Below are 19,845 nucleotides of genomic sequence, written 5' to 3'. Positions count from 1 at the left end.
GTTAGCCTCGCTTCGCATTGATAAAGCCGCTAAAGCGCTGGCGGAAACGTGCCGCGCTGCCCTCTGTCGAGAAGGTTTTCTGCTTCCCGGTATAGTACGGGTGCGATTTTGACGAGACATCGAGAGTGATGTACGGATACGTCTGGCCGTCGAGTTCGATTTCGCGATCGGTTTTAATCGTCGATCCCACTTTAAAAAATTCGTCAACGCTGGTGTCGTGAAAAACGACGGTACGGTAGTGCGGATGGATATCAGGTTTCATCTTATGCTCGATATGTTTTGTTATAACATAACAAAAGTCTATCCGAGTCACAGGATAAAAACAACCCCCGCCCGATTGGGCGAGGGAACCACGCTAAACGTCTTGCGAAGCCTGCTCTTTGCCCACCAGCAACGTGGTCAGGAAAAACGACAGCACCAACGCCATCACCACGCCCGCAAGTGCAAAGATAAAATAGGGGCCGATATAAGCAGGCAAACTGAAGATGCTCGACAGAATGTAGCCGTAAAGACGCACGCCGAAGAACGCGATAAACGCGGAGGCCAGTGAACTGGCAACGGTGGCCGCAATAAACGCTTTTTTGTAGCGCGTCAGAACACCAAACAGCGCCGGTTCGGTAATGCCGAGGAGTGCGGAAATCGCGGCTGAAAGGGTAACGGTTCTCTCCTGGCGGTCTCTGCTCAAGCGCCAGATGGCGAACGTAGAACCCGCAATCGCCATATTGGCCATAAACATCATTGGCATCAGCATGTCGTACCCGCGATCGCTAAAGTTTTGCAGCGCGATCGGCGTCATCGCATGGTGCATACCGGTGAGGATCGCTACCGGGCGAATCGCGCCCACAATCAAACCGGCAAAACTTGCCGACACGCTAAACAGCCCTTCAATAAACAACGCCAGCCCTTTTCCTAGCCAGATGCCAATCGGGCCAATCACCACCAGCGCGGCCAGAGCGCCAATAAACAGCGTTAGCGTGGGCGTGAATACGGTCTTCAGTACGTCCGGCATGATGCTATCGACCCAGCGGTGGATATAGCTCAAGGCCAGAATCGAGAAAATCACCGGGATCACGCTGGAGGAGTAGTTGAACACCGAAACGGGAATCGCATTCAGTAGCCAGAACGCGCTGACCGCCCCTTCCTGATGCGTCGCCAGCGCTTTGGCCGCGTCAATCAGCGACGGATACATCAGGCAAGCCGCGACGGCCGCCGCCAGATACTCGTTGGTTTTGAAGATTTTCGCCGCCGATACCGCCAGGAAAAACGGCAGGAAATAAAACACGCCGCTGGCAATCAGATCGATCACCATCACGGTATCACTTTTGGCGGAAACCACTTTTAGGGCGATCAAACCTGCCAGCAGCCCTTTGATCATCCCCGCGCCTGCGATGGCCGGGACAATAGGACCAAACACGCCCGACACGGTATCCATAAACAGCGATATCAGGCTCTTACGCCCTTTGGTTGCTGCCGGTGCCGCCGTATCGTTATTGCCCAATACGGTAAGCATCTGTTCATACCAGCTGTTCACTTTCGGGCCAATAATGACCTGAAACTGATCGCTTTGCAGCTGCGCGCCCAGCACACCGGGCAATTTTTTTATCTCATTTTGATCGACTTTATTATCGTCAATGAGATCAAAGCGCAGCCGCGTCATGCAGTGCCAGACTTTATTAATATTCCCCTGGCCGCCGACCAGACGAATAATATTATTGATCGCTTCGTGCGTCCCCATAAAGACTCCTGCCCGATGTTGTTGTCGTTTTAATGTCGCCATGAAGAATAATTAAAGCATGGCAACAAAACAAACCAATAAAAGTAGACTTCGCTCACAATTAGCCAGCAGAAAGCCACAAAAACGTAAAACGGCTCAAATTGGTATGGTTTTAAATTACATTTGCGATAAATAACTGACCAAAATAAATAGTCAAAAAAACGGTTTACCCACTCACGATTTTAGGGTGATGATATTCCCCATAACGTATTCCCACAGTGCAGCAAAGGAGTTATTTCGTGACGCCTGTGATCATCAAAGATATTGAATGTTTTATTACCCGCCCGGATCGACATAATCTGGTTACCGTCCGTGTGACCACCGAACAAGGCATCACGGGCCATGGATGTGCGACCTTTCAGCAGCGCCCACTGGCCGTTAAAACGCTGGTGGATGAATACCTGCGACCCCTGCTGATTGGACGTGATGCGAACAATATTGAAGACCTGTGGCAGATGATGAACGTCAACGCCTACTGGCGTAACGGCCCGTTGATGAACAATGCCATTTCAGGCGTCGACATGGCCCTGTGGGATATCAAAGGTCAGCTGGCTGGTATGCCGCTGTATCAGCTGTTTGGCGGTAAATCCCGCGACGCGATCCCGGCCTACAGCCACGCCAGCGGCGAAACGCTGGAAGCGTTATTTGCCTCCGTGGATACGCTCATTGCGCAGGGCTATCGCCATATCCGCTGTCAGCTCGGCTTTTACGGCGGTACGCCATCTGAACTCCACTCCCCGGACAACCCTACCCCGGGCGCATGGTTCGATCAGCAAGAGTACATGAGCAATACCGTCGAGATGTTCCGCGCCCTGCGCGAAAAATATGGCTGGAAGCTGCATATTTTGCATGATGTCCACGAGCGGCTGTTCCCACAGCAGGCCGTGCAATTGGCAAAACAGCTCGAACCGTTCCAGCCCTACTTTATTGAAGATATTTTGCCGCCACAGCAAAGCGCATGGCTGGAACAGGTGCGTCAGCAAAGCTGCGTTCCGCTGGCGCTGGGAGAGTTATTTAATAACCCTGCTGAATGGCACGATCTGATTGTGAATCGTCGTATCGATTTTATACGCTGCCACGTCTCGCAAATCGGCGGGATCACTCCGGCGCTCAAGCTGGCGCATTTATGTCAGGCTTTTGGCGTACGCCTTGCCTGGCATGGCCCGGGCGATATGACGCCGATCGGCGTCGCGGTGAACACTCACCTGAATATTCATCTGCACAATGCGGCGATTCAGGAATTTATTCCTCGCTCTGCCACGACAAACGACGTGTTCCCCGGCGCGCCAGAGGTAAAAGACGGATTTGTCTATCCTCCCGTACAGCCCGGCATCGGCGTGGGCTTCAACGACGCGTTGGCGCTGGCGCACCCGGTTGTTTATCGACCGCACGAGTGGACACAGAGCCGTCTGCCCGACGGTACCCTTCACACGCCCTGATTTTGGCGCCAGGCCAGATTGTCGCGGTTGTACGGAATGACGTAAGTACAGGTGTAGTTGATATCAATAATATCGCTCACCTCAAACACGCGCCCGCCATCCAGAATACCGCGGTTATTGATATGCATTGCCGGGCTGCCTTTTTTGCAGCCCAGAATCACCGCCTGTTCACGGCCTACGCTCACCGCGCGATAGGTGGTCAACATATGAGAAATGGTCAATCCTTTGCTCAGAACATACTGCTGGATTGAGCGCTCAATGGCCTGCTGATTCAGATCCGGGAAATCCGCGGCAGGCATACTCGATATTTCGAGCTGTACGGGCATGTCATCGACGTAACGCAAGCGGCAGAAGTGCCAGATAAAACTCTCCTCATCAATACCGAAAATCTGCTGCGCGGCGCGATCCGGGCGCGTCTTATGCAGACTGATCATTCGGTAACGAATCTGATCGAAGCGCTTTTCCGTGATCGAGTTATACACCAGGGGATTATTGCGCGCGTGTTCGTTGATCCAGATCCCCGAACCTTGCACAATCCGCACCACGCCAATGCTGACCAGCTTTTCAAGCGCCTGTCGAATAGTAAAACGTGACACACCATATTCCTCGGCGAGCTGTCGTTCCGGCGACAGTTTGCGCGGACCCGGCGTGGTGTCCTGATAAATTTTGCTCAGGAGATCTTGTGTCACGAATTCTTTTTTCTTCATTACTTTTCCCTGAATCAAATCAATCACTGCAGCATGTTATAAGATTATCATTTTGGGGCGATTTAATTCAGCACTGCAGAAAGGATACCGCTGCATGACAACCCGCCATTTGGTCAGCCTGGTGACTGGTGTTCTGATTTTTTCCGTGCTGATCCCCATCAGCCTGAGTGTTTGGCTCGCGCATCGCCAGGCAGAAGACAAATTTGTCCAGGATTTGGATCGCTACTCTTCGCGGGTACTGATCCGCACCAACATCGTTATCGATCAAGCTAAAGCAGCGTTAACGCAAATCCAGTCTTTTAACGGTGAGCCGTGCAGCTATCAGCATTTACTGGAGATGCGCCGGATCTCTTTCTCCTTCCGCTACGTTCAGGAAGTGATGTACGTTGATAACCGCAAGCCCGTGTGTTCATCGCTCGAGCAGGTTAGCAAAGCGAAGGCGTTTCCGCTTCCTATGCGCACGACGCACGATGGCTATGATGCGTGGCTGACGCAGCAAAACGATCTCGGTATTCGGCGCTATATGACCGTGCTGGGCCTCGGAAACTATCTGGTCCTGTTAGATCCGGAATCGCTGATTGATGTCATTCCTTTTGGCGCCTGGCCGATCGAAGCCGCGCTGGTCGGCTATGACAGCAATATTGTTTTTTCCAGCAGCAGCCCTCTCCCACCGCACATCTGGCAGCAATTACAGAAACAGAATTTTGCGCCGCTGCAGTACAAGGGATCGATGTACGTCGTCAAATCCGTCCCAGATTTGCGCTTTGCGGTCGTCGCCTGGGCCTCTCTTGAGCCGCTCAAGGCGAGCTGGCATCAACAGCTGCTGTTCTGGTTCCCGTTTGGTGCTCTGGTCAGTCTTGTGGCCGCGGCCTTTGTGATGCGGCTTTTACGCCGCCTGCAATCCCCGCGTAATCGTCTGCTGGATGCGATCCACGCCCGTGAATTTGTTATGCATTATCAGCCCATCGTGGCGCTTGATAGTGGCAAGATAACCGGCGCCGAGGCACTCACTCGCTGGCCTCAGCAGGACGGCAGCCTGCTTTCGCCAAACATTTTTATTCCGCTGGCTGAGCAAACGGGGCTGACGTCTAAATTAACCAGGCTGGTGATTGAGAAGGTCTTTGAGGATATGGGCGAATGGCTGCGCCATCACCCTCATCAACATATTTCCATTAACCTTTCCGCCGCCGATCTATTTTGCGATGAACTGCCGCAGGTGTTGAGTCGTCTGCTTAAGCACTGGCAGATTCCGCCGCAGCAAATTGCGCTGGAATTGACCGAACGGGAGTTTGCCGATCCCGCGGTGAGTGCGCCGCTTATCGCCAGTTTGCGTCGTTCAGGCCACCCCATCTATATCGACGATTTTGGTACCGGCTACTCCAGCCTCAGCTATCTCCAGGATCTGGATGTCGATACGTTGAAAATTGATAAATCATTCGTGGATGCGCTGGAGTACAAAAACGTCACGCCGCACATTATTGAAATGGCAAAATCGCTCAACATGGCAATGGTTGCTGAAGGTATCGAAACCGAAGGGCAATTAGAGTGGCTGCGTCGCCACGGCGTGCAGTACGGGCAGGGCTGGTTATACAGTAAAGCGTTGCCAAAAGTGGAGTTCATCTTATGGGCAGAGAACAATCTCGACCCTGACGAATAAGTCGCCCGGCACGCGGTGCGTCGCCGGGCGCAAACCATCACTCATCCAGTAACGGCATAAACCCGCCGTAGATCATTCGCTTGCCGTCGAACGGCATGGAATCTCCCCACTCTTTCATGCGTGGGTCGGACATCAGCTTTTTGTTCGCCTCATCGCGAACCTCTTTCGACGGATATTCAATCCAGCTGAAAACGACTTCTTCGCCCTCTTCCGCTTTGACCGCCATGCGAAAATCGGTCAATTTTCCATCCGGAACGTCCTCGGCCCAACACTCCACAACCCGCGTCGCGCCAAACTCTTTAAACAGTGGAGCCGCCCTGGACGCCATCTCGCGATAAGCCTCCTTATTTTCTGCAGGAACGGCAACCACAAAACCATCGACATACTTCATGAGTCAAACCTCCGAAGTGAGCGTGCGGCCACCAGCTGTGACCGCAACCGACGAGGTTAAGTTTAGTCCTGTCGCCAGCTAAACGCGTAACGCATCACGCGGTGTTGCAGGATAAATTCCGGCGACACGCTGGGGCTCCAGGAGTCATCGCCGCCCACACCCATATGGAAGGCGTCGATATTCAGCCAGCAGCCCGGTTCAGGTTCCAGCAAATGATGATGGCTGGTTTCACGCAGCTGTTGCTGACTGTAGCGGCTCAATGAAAAGTGGAAATCACCCTGCAGCTGATGCGTGCCAAAAGTCAGTTCGCGCGTATCGCAGCGCAGGCCGTTATCCGTCGGGAAAATATACGGCGTATGCAGCGCATCCAGCGGCAACGTCCAGCGCCCCTGACGGGCGGCCAGTTTTCTGTCCGGATAGTTCTCGTCCGGTCCCAGGCCGAGCCAGCTTGCCGTTTGCGGCGTTTGCGCCAGCTGACAGCTCAGGCCAATGCGCGCGGGTTGCGGAATATCATTCGCCACTTGTACCTGCACGTCGCCATGCAGCACGCCAGAACGGTCAATTGTCCAGGTTTTGCGGCTCAGGAACAGCGTTTTGCCGTTTGATTCCCAGGCGTGAAGCGTGGTGATTGTCACGGCCTGCGCGAGTTGTTCTCCTTCGCAGAGCAACAGACGCGGCGTGAGGTTGTACATGCCCGCCGCTTTCCAGCGCTCAACCCACGCATTCGGATCGATACGCGTGGCTTCGCTGACGCCGATATCATTATCGAGCGGCGCACGGGTGAAATTATCTCTCATCGGGGCGATGAGCGTCGCGGTGCCGTTATTCCACCACTGGGTCAGATTTCCGCTGGTACGATCAAAATGCCAACGCTGTGACTGATGGCTGACTTCGAGCAAATCCTGTTTTACCGTCAGGTTTGGCTTCGTCGTTCCCTCAACGGACGGCGCAATATAGAGCGGCGCGGGCAGCTGCCACTGATCCCAGGCGCAGCGATGATTCGCCGGAGACCAGGCGGTCGCCGCCGTCTGAACGATATCTACATTCAGCCAGATTTCGCCTGCCGCCGCGGCAAATTCCGGTGCGTCAATTTCAATACGCTGCGTTTGCTGCGGGGCAATCGTGAGCGCCACGTCCCCACTCGCCAGCACTTCGCCGTCGCGTGAAATATTCCAGCGCAACTGCTCATTATCACTCTGGCGGAACAGATAATCGCTGTGCACGTCGACCACCAGCGGTGAAGTGCTTACCAGCGTAAACGTGAAAAATTGCTGCGCGCGCTGGGCTTCAAACAGCGCCGGATGCGGCGTGCGATCCGGGAACACCAGCCCATTCAGGCAAAACTGACGGTCATTCGGCGTATCACCAAAATCACCGCCATACGCCCAAAAAGGGTTGCCGTTGTCGTCTTTTTTGGTCAGCGCCTGATCCACCCAGTCCCAGACGAATCCTCCCTGTAAGCGTGGGTGATCGCGAAATGCCTGCCAGTATTTTGCAAATCCACCAAAACTGTTACCCATGGCATGGGCGTATTCGCACAGGATCAGCGGGCGCGTCTCATCCGGCATGCCGATCCACTTTTTCAGTGACCATTTTGGTACGGCCTCAAACGGCTGATCCTGATCGACACGGGCATACATCGGGCAGACGATATCGGTCGCAGCGGTATTTGCGCCGCCGCCTTCATACTGCACCGGACGCGTGGGATCGGTGGTTTTAACCCAGCGGTAGAGCGCGTCATGGTTGGCGCCATGCCCGGATTCATTGCCCAGCGACCAAATGATAATGGACGGATGGTTACGATCGCGCAGCACCATGCGCGTCACGCGTTCGCTCATCGCAGGCAGCCAGCGCGGATCGTCGGCCAGACGGCTCATCGGCACCATGCCGTGTGTTTCAATATTCGCTTCGTCCACCACGTACAAGCCATACCGGTCACACAGCGTGTACCACAGGGGATGGTTCGGGTAATGCGAGCAGCGGACGGCGTTAAAGTTATGCTGTTTCATCAGCTCGATGTCGCGGCGCATGGTGGCTTCGTCCATCACCTGCCCGTTTTCCGGATGGTGCTCATGGCGGTTGACGCCACGGATCAGTAGCGGTTTGCCGTTCACTTTTAACAAGCCGTTGCTGATTTCCACACGACGGAAGCCGACGTCGCAGGCCTCCACGTCCAGGAGTTCACCTTGCCCGCTGCGCAATACAATCGTTAAGCGATACAGTTCCGGGGTTTCGGCGCTCCACAGCGCCGGATCATTCACCGGCAACGTGACGTTTAAACGCTCCGCCCAATTGCCACGCTCATCAATAATGGCTGACCCGGGCCTGGCGCAGACCGTCGCGACTGAAAGCCCGTCACGCCACAGGGTCACCGCCACTTCGCAATCGGCAAACTGCTCACCGGCAAGCGCCACTTCAACCTGTAATTTTGCGCGGTCGTAATCGGCGTTCAGCTCCGTCACGACATGATAATCCGCTATCTGAGTGTGCGGTTTATGCAGCAGCGACACGTCGCGGAAAATGCCGCTCATCCGCCACATGTCCTGATCTTCAAGGTAACTTCCGTCGCACCAGCGCAACACCAGCACCGCCATGCGGTTGGTTCCCGCGCGCAAAACCGTGCTTAAATCAAACTCTGCGGGCAAGCGGCTGTCCTGCGAATAGCCAATCCATTTGCCGTTGCACCAGAGATAAAACGCTGAGTTCACGCCCTCAAAAACAATGCGCGTTTGCCCGCTTTCGAGCCACTGCTCATCCACTTCAAATGTGAGCGAGTAACAACCGGTTGGATTCTCTGCGGGCACAAACGGCGGATTCAGCGGAATCGGATAGGTCACGTTGGTATAAACAGGCGTATCAAAGCCCTGCATCTGCCAGTTTGACGGAACCGGCGTTGTCACCGCGTCGGCGCAATCGTCTGTCACCCAGCTTTCCGGCACCAGCTCTGGTGCCGCGTAATAGCTAAACTGCCAGTCACCGTTCAGCGAGCGCTTACGGGAGGAGTTTTCGTCGGCCCGCGCGAGTGCTTCATCGCGCCAGCTGTTGAACGGGGCATGGGCAGGCAGGCGATGCCATTGGGTCACGCCGGGGTTTTCCCAGTCGCGGCGGGCTAAGATTTTGCTAAGTGACATTGGGGATGCAGTAAACATTTTAACCTCTTTGCGAAGCGCTCACAATTTTAGTCACAATGCCCTGCAGAAATGATCCGGTAAAGGATCGAAAGGCCGCAAAGCGAAGTCGATCACAAAAGCGTTATTGTCGCGCCAGCTGCTCGGCCACGATCGCCAGTGATTTCAGCTGTTGCGCCAGCGCTTCGCGATCGGCCTGCTGTGGCGAAAATCGGGCGCTGGAGTGCCGTTCGACCAGCGTGACGGGCAGCTGCGTTTGCCAGAGTTCATCCATTGCGGGAGAAAGCAGCCACTCGACGCTGCGCTCACCGGCGTCACGAAACGCCTGGCGAATTGTGGTTAACGGCGGTGAAAACCAGGCGCTGTCAGCGGTATCATCAAATCCCACCACCGATATTTGCCCCGGTACGGCGATCCCTTTTTCTGCGCAGGCGCGCATCACGCCCAGTGCCATCTGATCGTTGGCCACCAGAATGGCGTCGGGAAGCGTTGCGCCAGACAAAAGCTGATGTCCTTTTTCATACCCGGAGGCGGCACTCCAGTCACCGTGAGCAATAGCACACGGCGTAATATCCGACTGCCCCAGCCGCGCCTGCCAGCCGGCTAAACGCGCGCGTGAAGAGACCGAGCTTTCAGGCCCTGCGAGGAGAGCAATCTGCTGATGCCCGAGCGAAAGCAGATGTTCTGCACCCAGCGTCGCGCCCTGCTCAGCGTCAAAAGCCAGGCGATGGACGTTCGCAGAAGGAGAAACATCAAAGAACAGTACCGGAACCGGCGCGGCCAAATGGCGAATTTTTTCCGCTTCGGCATCGTCCAGCGGAACGTTCACCAGCAGGCCCTCAACGCGCTGCGCCAGCAATTCCTGCAACGCAGCCTGACAAAACTCGGGCTGTTCCACCATCGAGATCATCACGCTCACGCCGCGCTCACCCGCACGGGATTTTACCGCAGAGGCAATCTGCGAGGGCGCATGCAACGCCAGATCGGTGGTAATCAGCCCGAGCGTGCGGGTGCGTTTCCCGGCGAGCTGCTGCGCGCCGCGATTGGGCACGTAATGCAGCTCGGTCATTGCCTGCTGCACTTTTTCACGGGTGCGAGAAGAGACGTGTTCCGCATCGTTAATCACGCGGGAAACCGTCTGATAAGAAACGCCCGCCAGGCGGGCAACGTCATAGAGTGTAATGGCTTTCATGCTGTATACATCGCAACGGAAGATGCCGATATTCTGGCACAGCGCGTCTGTTAAAGCATGTGAGCGCTTCGCAGAATTAAACAACGCTTTCCGGTTGTGGGGTCACACTCATTTTCGGTTTCTGACGAAACCACGGCAGGCAAATTTGAATCAGTGGGCCGATGGCGAGCGCATACAGCACGGTACCTACGCCGAACGTGCCACCCAGCACACAGCCGATCAGTAAAACCGAAACTTCAATCGCCGTACGCACACTGCGCACCGACCAACCCGTACGGGCGTTGATGCCGGTCATCAGGCCGTCTCGCGGGCCCGAGCCAAAACCCGCACCGATGTACATTCCGGTGGCGAGCGCATTCACCACTACCGCTGAAAACAACAGCACGCTGCGCGCCACCAGCGAACTCATTTCTGGGAGCAATGCCAGCGAGGCATCGGCCGCCAGACCAATCACAATCACATTGCTGATGGTCCCCAGCCCTGGACGCTGGCGCAGCGGGATCCAGAACAGCAACACCAGCGCGCCGGTTAAAATCATCACCGTACCGATGTCCATCGCCAGCAGTTTGGCTACGCCAAGGTGAAACACGTTCCACGGATCAGCACCGAGATCGGCACGGACGAACATCGCGGTGGAAAGCCCGTAAAATCCCAGCCCGACGTAAAGTTGCAGTAAGCGACGCAGCATTCTTTTTCTCCTGAAGTTTATGCTTTCATCTTCGCCGGAAATGGCCCTATGATTAATGTCCAGTTTTCAAATAGTGGACTGCATATGTCATCACGTCGCTTTGGTAGCCAGTCGCTGGTGCGCCTGTTGGGCCACTGGCAGCAAGTTTCTTCGCGCACGCCGCTGTGGCGTCAGTTAGCCGATGCGCTGCGCCTGCTCATTCTGGACGGCAGGCTGGCGCTGGACACACGCTTGCCCGGCGAGCGGGAGCTGGCAAGCGCGCTGAATGTCAGCCGCACTACCGTCAGCAGCGCCCTGGCGCATTTACGCGACGAAGGTTATCTGGAAAGCCGTCACGGCAGCGGGTCGCGCGTCATTCTGCCGGAAAGCCACGCCGTCCCGACTCGCGCGGCCATCACCTCGGCGCTGGATCTCTCCACTGCCGCGCTCAGCGCCGGACCGGAAATTCATCAGGCTTATACCCACGCCCTCACCGCCATGACGCAGCATCTGTCGCTAACGGGTTACGATCAGATGGGGTTGCTGGCGCTGCGCGAGGCGATTGCCACACGGTACAGCGCACGCGGATTGCCGACGCGCGCGGATGAAGTGATGGTAGTGAATGGCGCGGTCAGCGGGCTGGCATTGGTATTACGAATGCTTACCGGCCCAGGCGATCGGGTGGTGGTGGATCATCCGACCTATCCGCTGGCGATTGCCGCGATTCAGGGGGCATCCTGTCGTCCCGTCGGTGTCTCGCTGCCTGAATCGGGATGGGATACCGACGGTTTTGCCGCCACGGTGGCGCAAACCGCGCCGCGTCTGGCGTACGTGATGCCGGATTTCCATAATCCGACTGGACGTTGTATGGACGCCGCCACCCGCCAGACGATAACGGATATTGCCGCTCAGACCCGCACGACGCTGGTGGTCGACGAAACCATGGTTGATCTGTGGTTTGATGCCCCGCCACCGCCACCGCTGGCGGCATTTAACCCACAGGCCAGCGTGATTACACTGGGTTCAGCAGGAAAAAGCTTCTGGGGAGGATTACGCCTTGGCTGGATCCGCGCGTCTTCGCGCACCATCGCAACGCTTGCGCAGACGCGCGACACGCTCGATCTTGGATCGCCGTTGCTGGAACAGCTTGCTACGCTCTGGTTGATTGAGCATTCAGCGTCGTTTCTTCCGGCAAGACGAGAGATGCTGCTTGAACGCCGGAACCAATGTGGCGCATTGATGCGCGAGCATTTTCCTGAATGGCGCTTTTGTGAGCCAGAAGGAGGGCTTTCTTACTGGGTAGAACTTCCAGGCATGGTGGCGACTCAGCTGGCGGCCCGAGCAGAAGCGCTGGGAATCCATCTGGGTACCGGCACGCGGTTTGGTGTTTCGGGGGCGTTTGATCGCTACCTGCGGATGCCTTTTTCATTGGATCCCGCGGAGCTTGAGAAAGCGCTTTTGCAAATTAAACCGCTATGGGCAAATTTGAATAAAACAGACGTTTTTTTAAAACGCGCTGTTATATAGCGCTTCAGAAATAATAAAAACTGCTGGCTGCAATGCATGCAGTCAGCAGTTTTCACAGGTTTGTTCTCAGTGCTGAGGAGGAATAGGGAAACCCTTAAGAGAAATAACAAAACTTTCTCCTTCTTTCTTTATTTTTGCGCCGGTATCACACCAGTCAGACGCAATGCGAAAGAACTCATCACTTCCTACATTCCAGCCAAGACGTACATGCTTTACATAGCCTGAGCGAAGCAGATCGCAGGCTTCTTTGTAGTCACTGGCATTAGACAGTTGTTGTTTCATTTTCTCTTCTTCAGAATTTTTCGTAGTGCTTTGATTTCTTTAGGAGTAAATGGCGCTACACTCTCTTCTTCCGTATGTTGATTATCGATATCCTCTTCCGATACTCCCGCCTCTTCTACTGCTTCAAAGGCCAGCAGCAGCAGTTTTTCTGTGGTGACACTTAAATTCTCGTTATTCACTTCTGCGTAATGACGAAGTCTTTCTTTTAGCGCTTCATCTATTTTTACGTTAAGTACCGCAGTGACCATGTTTGTGACTTCCCTTCGGAATAAGTTATTTATTTAATACACGAAGTTATCAGCGCAATCCACATATATATTTTTTGCTTATGACAGAATAAAAACACCCAACAATAATTTGCCAGTCTATTATTACAGGTTTATGACAATAATATTTCAGATGGATGAAAGATATATTACATAACCCATTTAATCGTAAGGCTAATAACAAAAAAACAAGCCATGGGATCTGCGGACGGTAAGTGAAGATCGAAGGTGTTACGCGAGAGCGTCGAGATGGGCAGAAATGGGTGGGGGCCCTGCCAGCTAAGATTTTTCAAACAAAACCTATGTATTTCAATGCACTAAAAAGCAGTGAGGCAATCAATTTTTATAACCAAAAAGAGGCCAGGCAAGCCGTTTTCTCATGTGACAGACACAAAAAAGGCCAGGTTGCCCAGTCTCAGATTGCTTTCTTCTTTCTCATTTTCAACAGCGCTTCACTGATTGCCTTCTCAAGCCCGTTTTGCTCAACGTCCATCATGAAGGATGAGCGCGGAATCTTAAGGAATCGACATACGGCGCCCACGTTCAGAAATTCTAAAACGCGCTCGTCTGCGATGGTCAGCAGCGGAAAGCCGTTGTTAGTCTGGAACTGAATTTTCAAAGTAATCACCTCTTCTTTGCCTAATTCTTCACTGTGGGGCCAAAAGTCAGCCCCAAAGTCCGCTGTCTTACGCTGCGTCGTTCGTCAACAGCGTTACCATGTCGGGACGGTACACAACTGGTAAAATTGAGCTTTCCGCGAAAATCTCCATGTTGTTGAACTTGTCCTTCAACGACCAAATGCGGAAATCAACAGGATCAACAAATGACAAATCCAGATCGCGGCTGGTCGCTGTTGCTACATAACCGAAAGGTAGAGCAATGTTAGACGACATAGGGCGACTGAAACGGGGAACAAGGAAGGATTGATCCGGACCTATGCCATAAAGATTCTGATCCGTCACCTCCACAACTCGAACATTATCGATCAGGAAGGTGCTGAACGCCGGAAGCACCTCTTTGTTAAACAATACATCGCGATCAAGAACACCGTATTGCACGTTCTGGCGTACATCTGGGTGATACTTAATGCCGCGATAGACGTTGCTATCAGCGAACAGAACAAAGCCATCAAGCTGACCAGCAAGACCACCCATACGCACTTTAGGAGCGGTCACAGCATCATCAAGGCTGCGGAGTGGATCACCAGAGCTAACGTTGGTGTTAATCGTTCCGGTTGCCTGCTGGTATTTCCCACAGATCCCAGCAAAATGGTTAGCGACCTAAGCAGTTGCTTGGCACATGACCCCAAGAGCCGGGAATATTTCATCTCTACAGCGGCAGTCAGTAACAAATTGATAAAATTAAGGAAGTTTTGGTCACGTCCTGTCCAGTATATGATGGAGAAATAACCATCATAAAATCAGGGAGAACAGGATGAAAATGGTGCTGCCAATTGACGGCTACCGATCCGCTTCGGAATTCATGGCCGCCATGCAGGGAAGTAAAGGAGACTCATACTGGTTGATGAAACCGGCGGAGCACTGGCACGGTGGTATTCATTTCTATGAGAATTTTGCTGGTAATGCCATTTTCAAACCTGGCAACCACGGTCTAAAGTGCATGACCGATGGTCACGTAGTGGCCTGGCGTCTGAATGATCATTACCAAACTGCACCATTCGGGAAAAAAGCACCAAAATTCAGCTCCACCTTTGTCCTCATCAAGTCCACCTGCACCCCGGATAAAGACAAACCCGATAATGCACTGGATTTCTACACCCTGTGGATGCAGATAGCTCCACTGTCTGAGTACGGTATCACTGACACCCCAACCGCAACAGTGAGCGCCAGCGCATTGAAAATCCGGCAGGACAATACATTCTCCGGCTGGATGCGCAACGGGATCACTGAAGGCATTAATATTCCCCAAAATTCACAACGCTACTATGAAGCGCCTCAGGATTCACGTACCACATTACCTCGCGGTTCTGTTGTGGAAATTAAACAAGAAGCCACTTTTCTGCTCAATGGCAAGGCTGCCCCATTTATTTTTATCAAAGTAATGTCAGTGCCTGAAGGGGCTAAAACGGGGTTATCAGTGGGGGAGGCTGGTTGGATTTCCGGGCTGGATAAATTTGTTAAACGTCAGGAAAACATACTGCCTGCCTGGATGCAAAAAGCTCGTGAGTATGGCGTATTTAATCAGGTGGTAACAACTTCCGGAAATGAGATAGCCGTTCAGGCCGGGGAGACCATAGGGCACCTGAGCCTGGATGAAAGCCCTTATGGTGGTCCGCAGTATTTCTGCCATCTGGAAGTATTCAGTCAGGATCCCCGAATGAAAGATTTTCTGGCGAATAAAGCTGGGGTAACGGTCGGGGCAGCAGAGTTGCACACGCTTGCAGATAAACCCCGCTGGCAGCATCGAGAGAGGGACAATTCTTTTGTGGTGGCAGGTGTTGGTGGCGATCCCTCGCCAAGTACAGCAGAACGCTACACGCAGGAAAGCGAATGCCAGAAACTAGAAGTTGACGGAAAAACCTGGTATTACATTCCTGGCGAACATGCCTGGATGTCAGCGACTGACGTTGAAAGAGCTAATCAGTTTAACCTTGAAAAACGAGGCTTTATTCCTCTGGAACAGGAGGATGCACCACAAAGTATCTTCCAGACGCCAAAAGAAGGTTGGCTGCGAAATGTATTCGGACGCCTCGAAGAACTGGCACGAGCAGAAACCCGTGATATGTACTCGTTAAGCTACACGGAGAAGTACCAGAGGTTGCTGAAACAGATTGATTCGAACCAGGATGGTGTTATTGATGCTGGCGATCTGTGGCGTTTTTTACATAACAGTCAGCCTCATATTCAGTATCAGGTGCAGCGTCTGGTATTTAAACACCACAGCGAGTGGCTTAAGGATGGTATGTCAGCTTTGTGGCAAGCGGCACTGGATGAACAGGCAAAGAAATATCCCAGCATGGCACTCTTCAACCGTGTCTTCATCAATAAACTGGTGTGGATGAAGGATGTGCCGGAGATCCGCAGTAGTGAGGCTTTGTGGCATATGCACCCACTGGTATTCCTTAATGCAATAAGTCTTTTTTCATTATCACTCGAAGAGGCAAGGGTTCGGGCATTTATGCGAATGCTTCGTGTTGGTGAAGGAACTGTTGGTGAAGCTGGTTATGAGACTTTATTTGGAGGGCAATCTTTCATCAAGGATTATCATAAGGATTTTAGCGACCACCCGCAGATCTCCATTACAAGGGGCAACCTCACTTCATCAGCAGCAGGGGCATATCAGATCATGGGTTATACTTGGAATGACCCCAAAATGATCTCACATCGAGCAGATGCTGGTATTGTTGATTTCACACCAAAATCTCAAGATGAATTTTGTGTTCTAATTTTTAAATATAAGAGAAAACACTCTTTAGATAAAATTATGTCCGGGGATGTTGATGGAGCATTGGATATATTAAGTTATGAATGGGCAAGCCTTCCTCCTGGTCGGTATGGTCAACCAGCGAAATCAAAACAAGATGCACTTTCTTTGTATAGTCATTATCTTGATGAAGAATCATCAGGAAAAACTGATCTTCATTTAGATATTGGATATATAGCAGCCGTCGCGGAGTCTAAATAATGAAAATTTGGCCATTTGCTTTACTCTTCATTTCCATAACAATCCATGCAGGTTCAAATTTTGGTGTGTGGAGCACAACATGTGATGATGACGGTTTCTCTATCAATATTGAAGAAAAGCCTAGCCCTCTTGTTGTTAATGACAATCAGATTGTTATTAATTCACACTCCAAGGAAGTAGATAATAACAAGATTAATATTTTATACGATAGTGTAACCGATCTTGGTAGAGGTGGTATGAATTTCGACTGGAAGAGTGTCAGCTCCACAATGCCGATTGCAGTGCTAAGCGTAAATAATAATAATGGCAAATTGCTCTGGAAAGGGTTTTATGATAATAAAAAATCCAAGTATTACTGGATTAATGATCCTGATTTCGTACAGTCTTATGCGGAAAACGGCATTATAAAACTTCATAAATGTGAAAAATAGCCGAGGTGTAAAACCGCTACCTGTTGGGTTCATACTGATACACTAAAAACCCATAAAGACGGGTGTTGTCCAAAAAATAGCAACGAGTAATAGTAATGAGAAATTTTTTACCATTGGCCATACTAATTTTAAGCAGTTATGCCTTTGCCAGTGAGTTACGGTGCGGCTGGTTGCAAAACCCTACACCAGCCAATCAATGGCTTATTGATAAAGATGGTACTTGGGATATTTCGTTGGAAGGTGGATATTCTGCTCCAGGCATCGAAAAATTAAAGGATTTCCCGGATGACCAATTTGTTAAAACCAACGGAAACTATGGGTATGGTTGCTCATGTATTCGAGTTGACGTAAACAAAAGCGATAAGAAGGTGACAAAGATTTACAGCTCTAAAATTCTGCCTCTTAGCCGTTGCGAAACAGACAAGACTCTCCCAAAACCATAATATCGAGCTTAAGCGGAGGAAATTCAGCCTCCGCTTTGCACCCACATAGTTTTTTGTTCTACAGAGTTTCCACCAGTTCAACCGAGCACGAGACATCAATGCCCTTCCCGTATCGGTTGTAAGTGATCGCTGCGTTCGAGTGTCCGAGCACTTGGGTGGCGAACTGCTCAGGAAAGCCATTTTGTTTGAATGTTGTGGCGGCGTAGTGTCGCAACGAATGATACTCAGGCAAACCATGCTTACCCCTGAACCTCGTAAACCAACGGCTAAAGTAGTGACCATAACTGCCAAGATGCAAGGTTAACTCAGGGAACAAATGCCCTTTTCTGTCGGATATGAAATCAACCAGACCAAGTGTCAGTAGTTGCGAATGGATAGGAACGAACCGACGTGAACTGTCCGTTTTAAGCGTCTGATTAGGGTTTAAGTTATCGATACGGAAGCACCAAACCCCGTCAACTTTCATCACGTCATTGTCGTAAAGCTGGCTTATCTCATTTTGCCTCATACCAGAATATCGCCCGATTAAGATGACCCAGCGCTTCCAATCCCTCACACCATGCAAAGCAATGTGCAAGCGTTTCAAATCGTTGAGCGAATACGCAGGACGGCGATCCATTGGTGCTGTAGTCTCCTTCACCCCCATCCCCTCAAACGGGTTTCGAATGTCTTCATCCGTGCGAGTCGCAAGCCATTTGAAAAACGCCGAGTTCTTTTTGATGTAACGGTTTCTGGTAGATGCAGATCCTTCCAAACTATCAACAAACGCCGCTGCGCTTCTCTTGCTAAATGGCTCTTTGGTCGCAGGCAAATACGCATTCACGCACCTGTTGATCGTCAAAATCTCGCGCTCACCCACAGACCCCGTTTTCGCATTGCCGTACTTCTCAAACTCATTTTTCAGGTTCGGAAATAATGGCTTCTTCTCGTTCAGCAGCGTAGGTGCAGCCAGGGCAGAATATGAGTGTGCCGGGATGGCCTGGGGAACACAGGCGAAAGGCTGTGAGGTGATGTATTGCTCTGCACGTTTCATAGCTTCGCGCTTTGAACGTGTACGCAGAGAAATACGAATCTCGCGCCGTTTCCGAGGTGTTGAATAAACTCTACGGTAGTACCAGATCCCGTGACGGGATAGCATCAGATGTGACATTGATTAGCCTATTAAGTGATACACAAAAGTTGTACCATCAGCAAATCAATGCAGAGAAATAATATTTTTAGCTATAAAAATCATAGCGTTATCAGAAATGGGTGGGGGCCCTGCCAGCTACATCCCGGCACACACGTCATCCGCTTTGGCTGCTTCCTTCCGGATCTGACCTGGTAAACAGAGTAGTGTTGCGGGAGAACCAACAGAGCCCCCATTGAGAGCGTTGTTCCCAACGCGCCGGCGCATTATCCCTGCACAGGATCGCAATTGCAAGTTCACCGCGACCGGATGATGGTTTATTGCGCAAAGAACATCATTTATCCGCTATTATCGTCATCCCGGCATGAAATGAACGCAAGGATGAGGCATGGCTGTAAAAATTAGACTCGCAGTTCCCGGCGATGTTCCCGGTTTGTTCGACGTTCGCACGTCGGTCACGGAAAACTCCATGAACCAGGAAGAGATGCAGGCGCTGGGCATTACGCCCGCGGCGATAAGATCCATGATACAGACTTCTGACTGCGCGTGGGTCGCAGTAGATAACGAGCAAATTGTCGGTTTTTCCATGATTATCCCGGAGGATAACTGTCTTTTCGCCGCGTTTGTTCTGCCACAATTTGAAGCTCTGGGGCTGTGTAAACAGCTTGTGCACATTGCTGAGCAGGAACTTTTCAAGCACAGCGCTACGATTTGGCTGGAAACCGGAAAGAACACACGCGCAGCGGGCTTTTATCGTCATCTGGGATGGGGGAATGAACAGGACGCTGGCGACGGCGATATCCGTTTAGAGAAACGCCGACAGGACTAACGCATGGACAATAACGACACCTTCCCGCAACGGGTATGGCAAATTGTGGCTTCTATTCCGCAAGGTTTCGTCACGACCTATGGCGATGTGGCCCGGCTGGCAGGTTCACCACGCGCGGCGCGTCAGGTGGGCGGCGTGCTCAAGCGCTTGCCGGAGGGCAGCACGTTGCCGTGGCATCGGGTTGTGAATCGTCATGGGGAGATTTCCCTGACTGGGCCTGATTTACAGCGTCAGCGCCAGGCGTTGCTGTCAGAAGGCGTGCAGGTGTCGGGAAAAGGCCAAATCGATATGCAGAAATATCGATGGGTGTATTAAAACCCTCTCCCCGCAAGGAGAGG

General features: G+C 52.2%; 20 protein-coding genes and 1 other RNA gene. 8 read left to right on the top strand and 13 right to left on the bottom strand.

The features are described from left to right. Position 1 precedes the first annotated feature (1 nt). Positions 2–262 (bottom strand): type B 50S ribosomal protein L31, encoded by a 261-nt coding sequence (locus tag I6L74_RS13205; RefSeq protein ID WP_012016339.1) that lies wholly within the window; start codon positions 260–262, stop codon positions 2–4. 93 nt (positions 263–355) lie between these two features. Further along, entirely contained in the window at positions 356–1,735 is a 1,380-nt protein-coding gene (locus tag I6L74_RS13200) for a PTS transporter subunit EIIC (protein WP_059177923.1), read from the bottom strand. Positions 1,736–2,013: 278 nt separating this feature from the next. On the opposite strand from I6L74_RS13200, the gene I6L74_RS13195 reads away from it, so the two are divergent. After that, positions 2,014–3,213, top strand: a complete 1,200-nt coding sequence (locus I6L74_RS13195) for an enolase C-terminal domain-like protein (RefSeq protein ID WP_059177922.1) — start codon at positions 2,014–2,016, stop codon at positions 3,211–3,213. Here the strand turns inward: I6L74_RS13195 and I6L74_RS13190 are convergent. Continuing rightward, the gene (locus I6L74_RS13190) at positions 3,201–3,920 is read right to left on the bottom strand and encodes a GntR family transcriptional regulator (RefSeq protein WP_059177921.1); all 720 of its coding nucleotides are present in this window, start codon (positions 3,918–3,920) and stop codon (positions 3,201–3,203) included. The genes I6L74_RS13195 and I6L74_RS13190 overlap by 13 nt on opposite strands. Before the next feature lie 94 nt (positions 3,921–4,014). On the opposite strand from I6L74_RS13190, the gene pdeB reads away from it, so the two are divergent. Next, complete coding sequence (pdeB, locus tag I6L74_RS13185) at positions 4,015–5,577, top strand: cyclic di-3',5'-guanosine monophosphate phosphodiesterase PdeB (RefSeq protein ID WP_059177920.1); 1,563 nt, start codon at positions 4,015–4,017, stop codon at positions 5,575–5,577. Between the two features lie 37 nt (positions 5,578–5,614). Here the strand turns inward: pdeB and I6L74_RS13180 are convergent, their stop codons facing one another. The 4 genes from I6L74_RS13180 to yczE form a co-directional block, all read right to left on the bottom strand. Then, positions 5,615–5,968, bottom strand: coding sequence for a DUF1428 domain-containing protein (locus I6L74_RS13180; protein WP_059177919.1), 354 nt, complete (start codon positions 5,966–5,968; stop codon positions 5,615–5,617). Between the two features lie 62 nt (positions 5,969–6,030). Then, positions 6,031–9,117, bottom strand: a complete 3,087-nt coding sequence (locus tag I6L74_RS13175) for a beta-galactosidase (RefSeq protein ID WP_059177918.1) — start codon at positions 9,115–9,117, stop codon at positions 6,031–6,033. Positions 9,118–9,220: 103 nt separating this feature from the next. Further along, positions 9,221–10,288: a LacI family DNA-binding transcriptional regulator gene (locus I6L74_RS13170; RefSeq protein WP_059178041.1), complete on the bottom strand. Its 1,068-nt coding sequence runs from the start codon at positions 10,286–10,288 to the stop codon at positions 9,221–9,223. 76 nt (positions 10,289–10,364) lie between these two features. Beyond that, complete coding sequence (gene yczE, locus I6L74_RS13165; RefSeq protein ID WP_059177917.1) at positions 10,365–10,976, bottom strand: membrane protein YczE; 612 nt, start codon at positions 10,974–10,976, stop codon at positions 10,365–10,367. Positions 10,977–11,060: 84 nt separating this feature from the next. On the opposite strand from yczE, the gene yczR reads away from it, so the two are divergent. Further along, positions 11,061–12,482, top strand: a complete 1,422-nt coding sequence (yczR, locus tag I6L74_RS13160) for a MocR-like transcription factor YczR (protein WP_059178040.1) — start codon at positions 11,061–11,063, stop codon at positions 12,480–12,482. 66 nt (positions 12,483–12,548) lie between these two features. Here the strand turns inward: yczR and I6L74_RS13155 are convergent, their stop codons facing one another. From I6L74_RS13155 to I6L74_RS13140, 4 genes are all read right to left on the bottom strand, one after another. Then, positions 12,549–12,764 carry a hypothetical protein gene (locus I6L74_RS13155; protein WP_041689306.1) on the bottom strand — a complete coding sequence of 72 codons (216 nt, stop codon included), beginning with the start codon at positions 12,762–12,764 and terminating at the stop codon, positions 12,549–12,551. Further along, positions 12,761–13,012, bottom strand: coding sequence for a hypothetical protein (locus I6L74_RS13150; RefSeq protein WP_012016329.1), 252 nt, complete (start codon positions 13,010–13,012; stop codon positions 12,761–12,763). Before I6L74_RS13150 ends, I6L74_RS13155 begins: the two co-directional genes overlap by 4 nt. Before the next feature lie 433 nt (positions 13,013–13,445). Further along, positions 13,446–13,649 carry a hypothetical protein gene (locus I6L74_RS13145; RefSeq protein ID WP_059177916.1) on the bottom strand — a complete coding sequence of 68 codons (204 nt, stop codon included), beginning with the start codon at positions 13,647–13,649 and terminating at the stop codon, positions 13,446–13,448. Between the two features lie 67 nt (positions 13,650–13,716). Beyond that, a complete protein-coding gene (locus tag I6L74_RS13140) occupies positions 13,717–14,205 on the bottom strand; it encodes a hypothetical protein (protein WP_237729547.1) in 489 nt (162 codons plus the stop codon). A 259-nt stretch (positions 14,206–14,464) separates the two neighbouring features. On the opposite strand from I6L74_RS13140, the gene I6L74_RS13135 reads away from it, so the two are divergent. The 3 genes from I6L74_RS13135 (at position 14,465) to I6L74_RS13125 (ending at position 17,549) form a co-directional block, all read left to right on the top strand. Beyond that, positions 14,465–16,675, top strand: coding sequence for a glycoside hydrolase family 24 protein (locus I6L74_RS13135; RefSeq protein WP_059177915.1), 2,211 nt, complete (start codon positions 14,465–14,467; stop codon positions 16,673–16,675). Continuing rightward, entirely contained in the window at positions 16,675–17,106 is a 432-nt protein-coding gene (locus I6L74_RS13130; protein ID WP_059177914.1) for a hypothetical protein, read from the top strand. The genes I6L74_RS13135 and I6L74_RS13130 overlap by 1 nt, the downstream gene beginning before the upstream one ends. 95 nt (positions 17,107–17,201) lie before the next feature. Further along, entirely contained in the window at positions 17,202–17,549 is a 348-nt protein-coding gene (locus I6L74_RS13125) for a DUF4087 domain-containing protein (protein ID WP_072241755.1), read from the top strand. 58 nt (positions 17,550–17,607) lie between these two features. On the opposite strand, the gene I6L74_RS13120 is transcribed toward I6L74_RS13125, so the two are convergent. Beyond that, positions 17,608–18,582 (bottom strand): site-specific integrase, encoded by a 975-nt coding sequence (locus tag I6L74_RS13120; protein WP_243398825.1) that lies wholly within the window; start codon positions 18,580–18,582, stop codon positions 17,608–17,610. A gap of 225 nt (positions 18,583–18,807) precedes the next feature. After that, positions 18,808–18,904, bottom strand: an RNA gene (gene ffs / locus I6L74_RS13115) — signal recognition particle sRNA small type. A gap of 162 nt (positions 18,905–19,066) precedes the next feature. Here ffs and I6L74_RS13110 point away from each other — a divergent pair. Together I6L74_RS13110 and I6L74_RS13105 are read left to right on the top strand one after the other, a co-directional pair. Further along, entirely contained in the window at positions 19,067–19,507 is a 441-nt protein-coding gene (locus I6L74_RS13110; RefSeq protein ID WP_059177912.1) for a GNAT family N-acetyltransferase, read from the top strand. Positions 19,508–19,510: 3 nt separating this feature from the next. After that, complete coding sequence (locus I6L74_RS13105) at positions 19,511–19,822, top strand: MGMT family protein (RefSeq protein WP_059177911.1); 312 nt, start codon at positions 19,511–19,513, stop codon at positions 19,820–19,822. Positions 19,823–19,845 lie beyond the last annotated feature (23 nt).

The organism is Lelliottia amnigena, assembly GCF_019047465.1.
GTDB classification, from domain to species: Bacteria; Pseudomonadota; Gammaproteobacteria; order Enterobacterales; family Enterobacteriaceae; genus Enterobacter; species Enterobacter amnigenus.
Note: the sequence above shows the minus strand (reverse complement) of the source record. Positions and strands in the feature narration are given on the sequence as shown.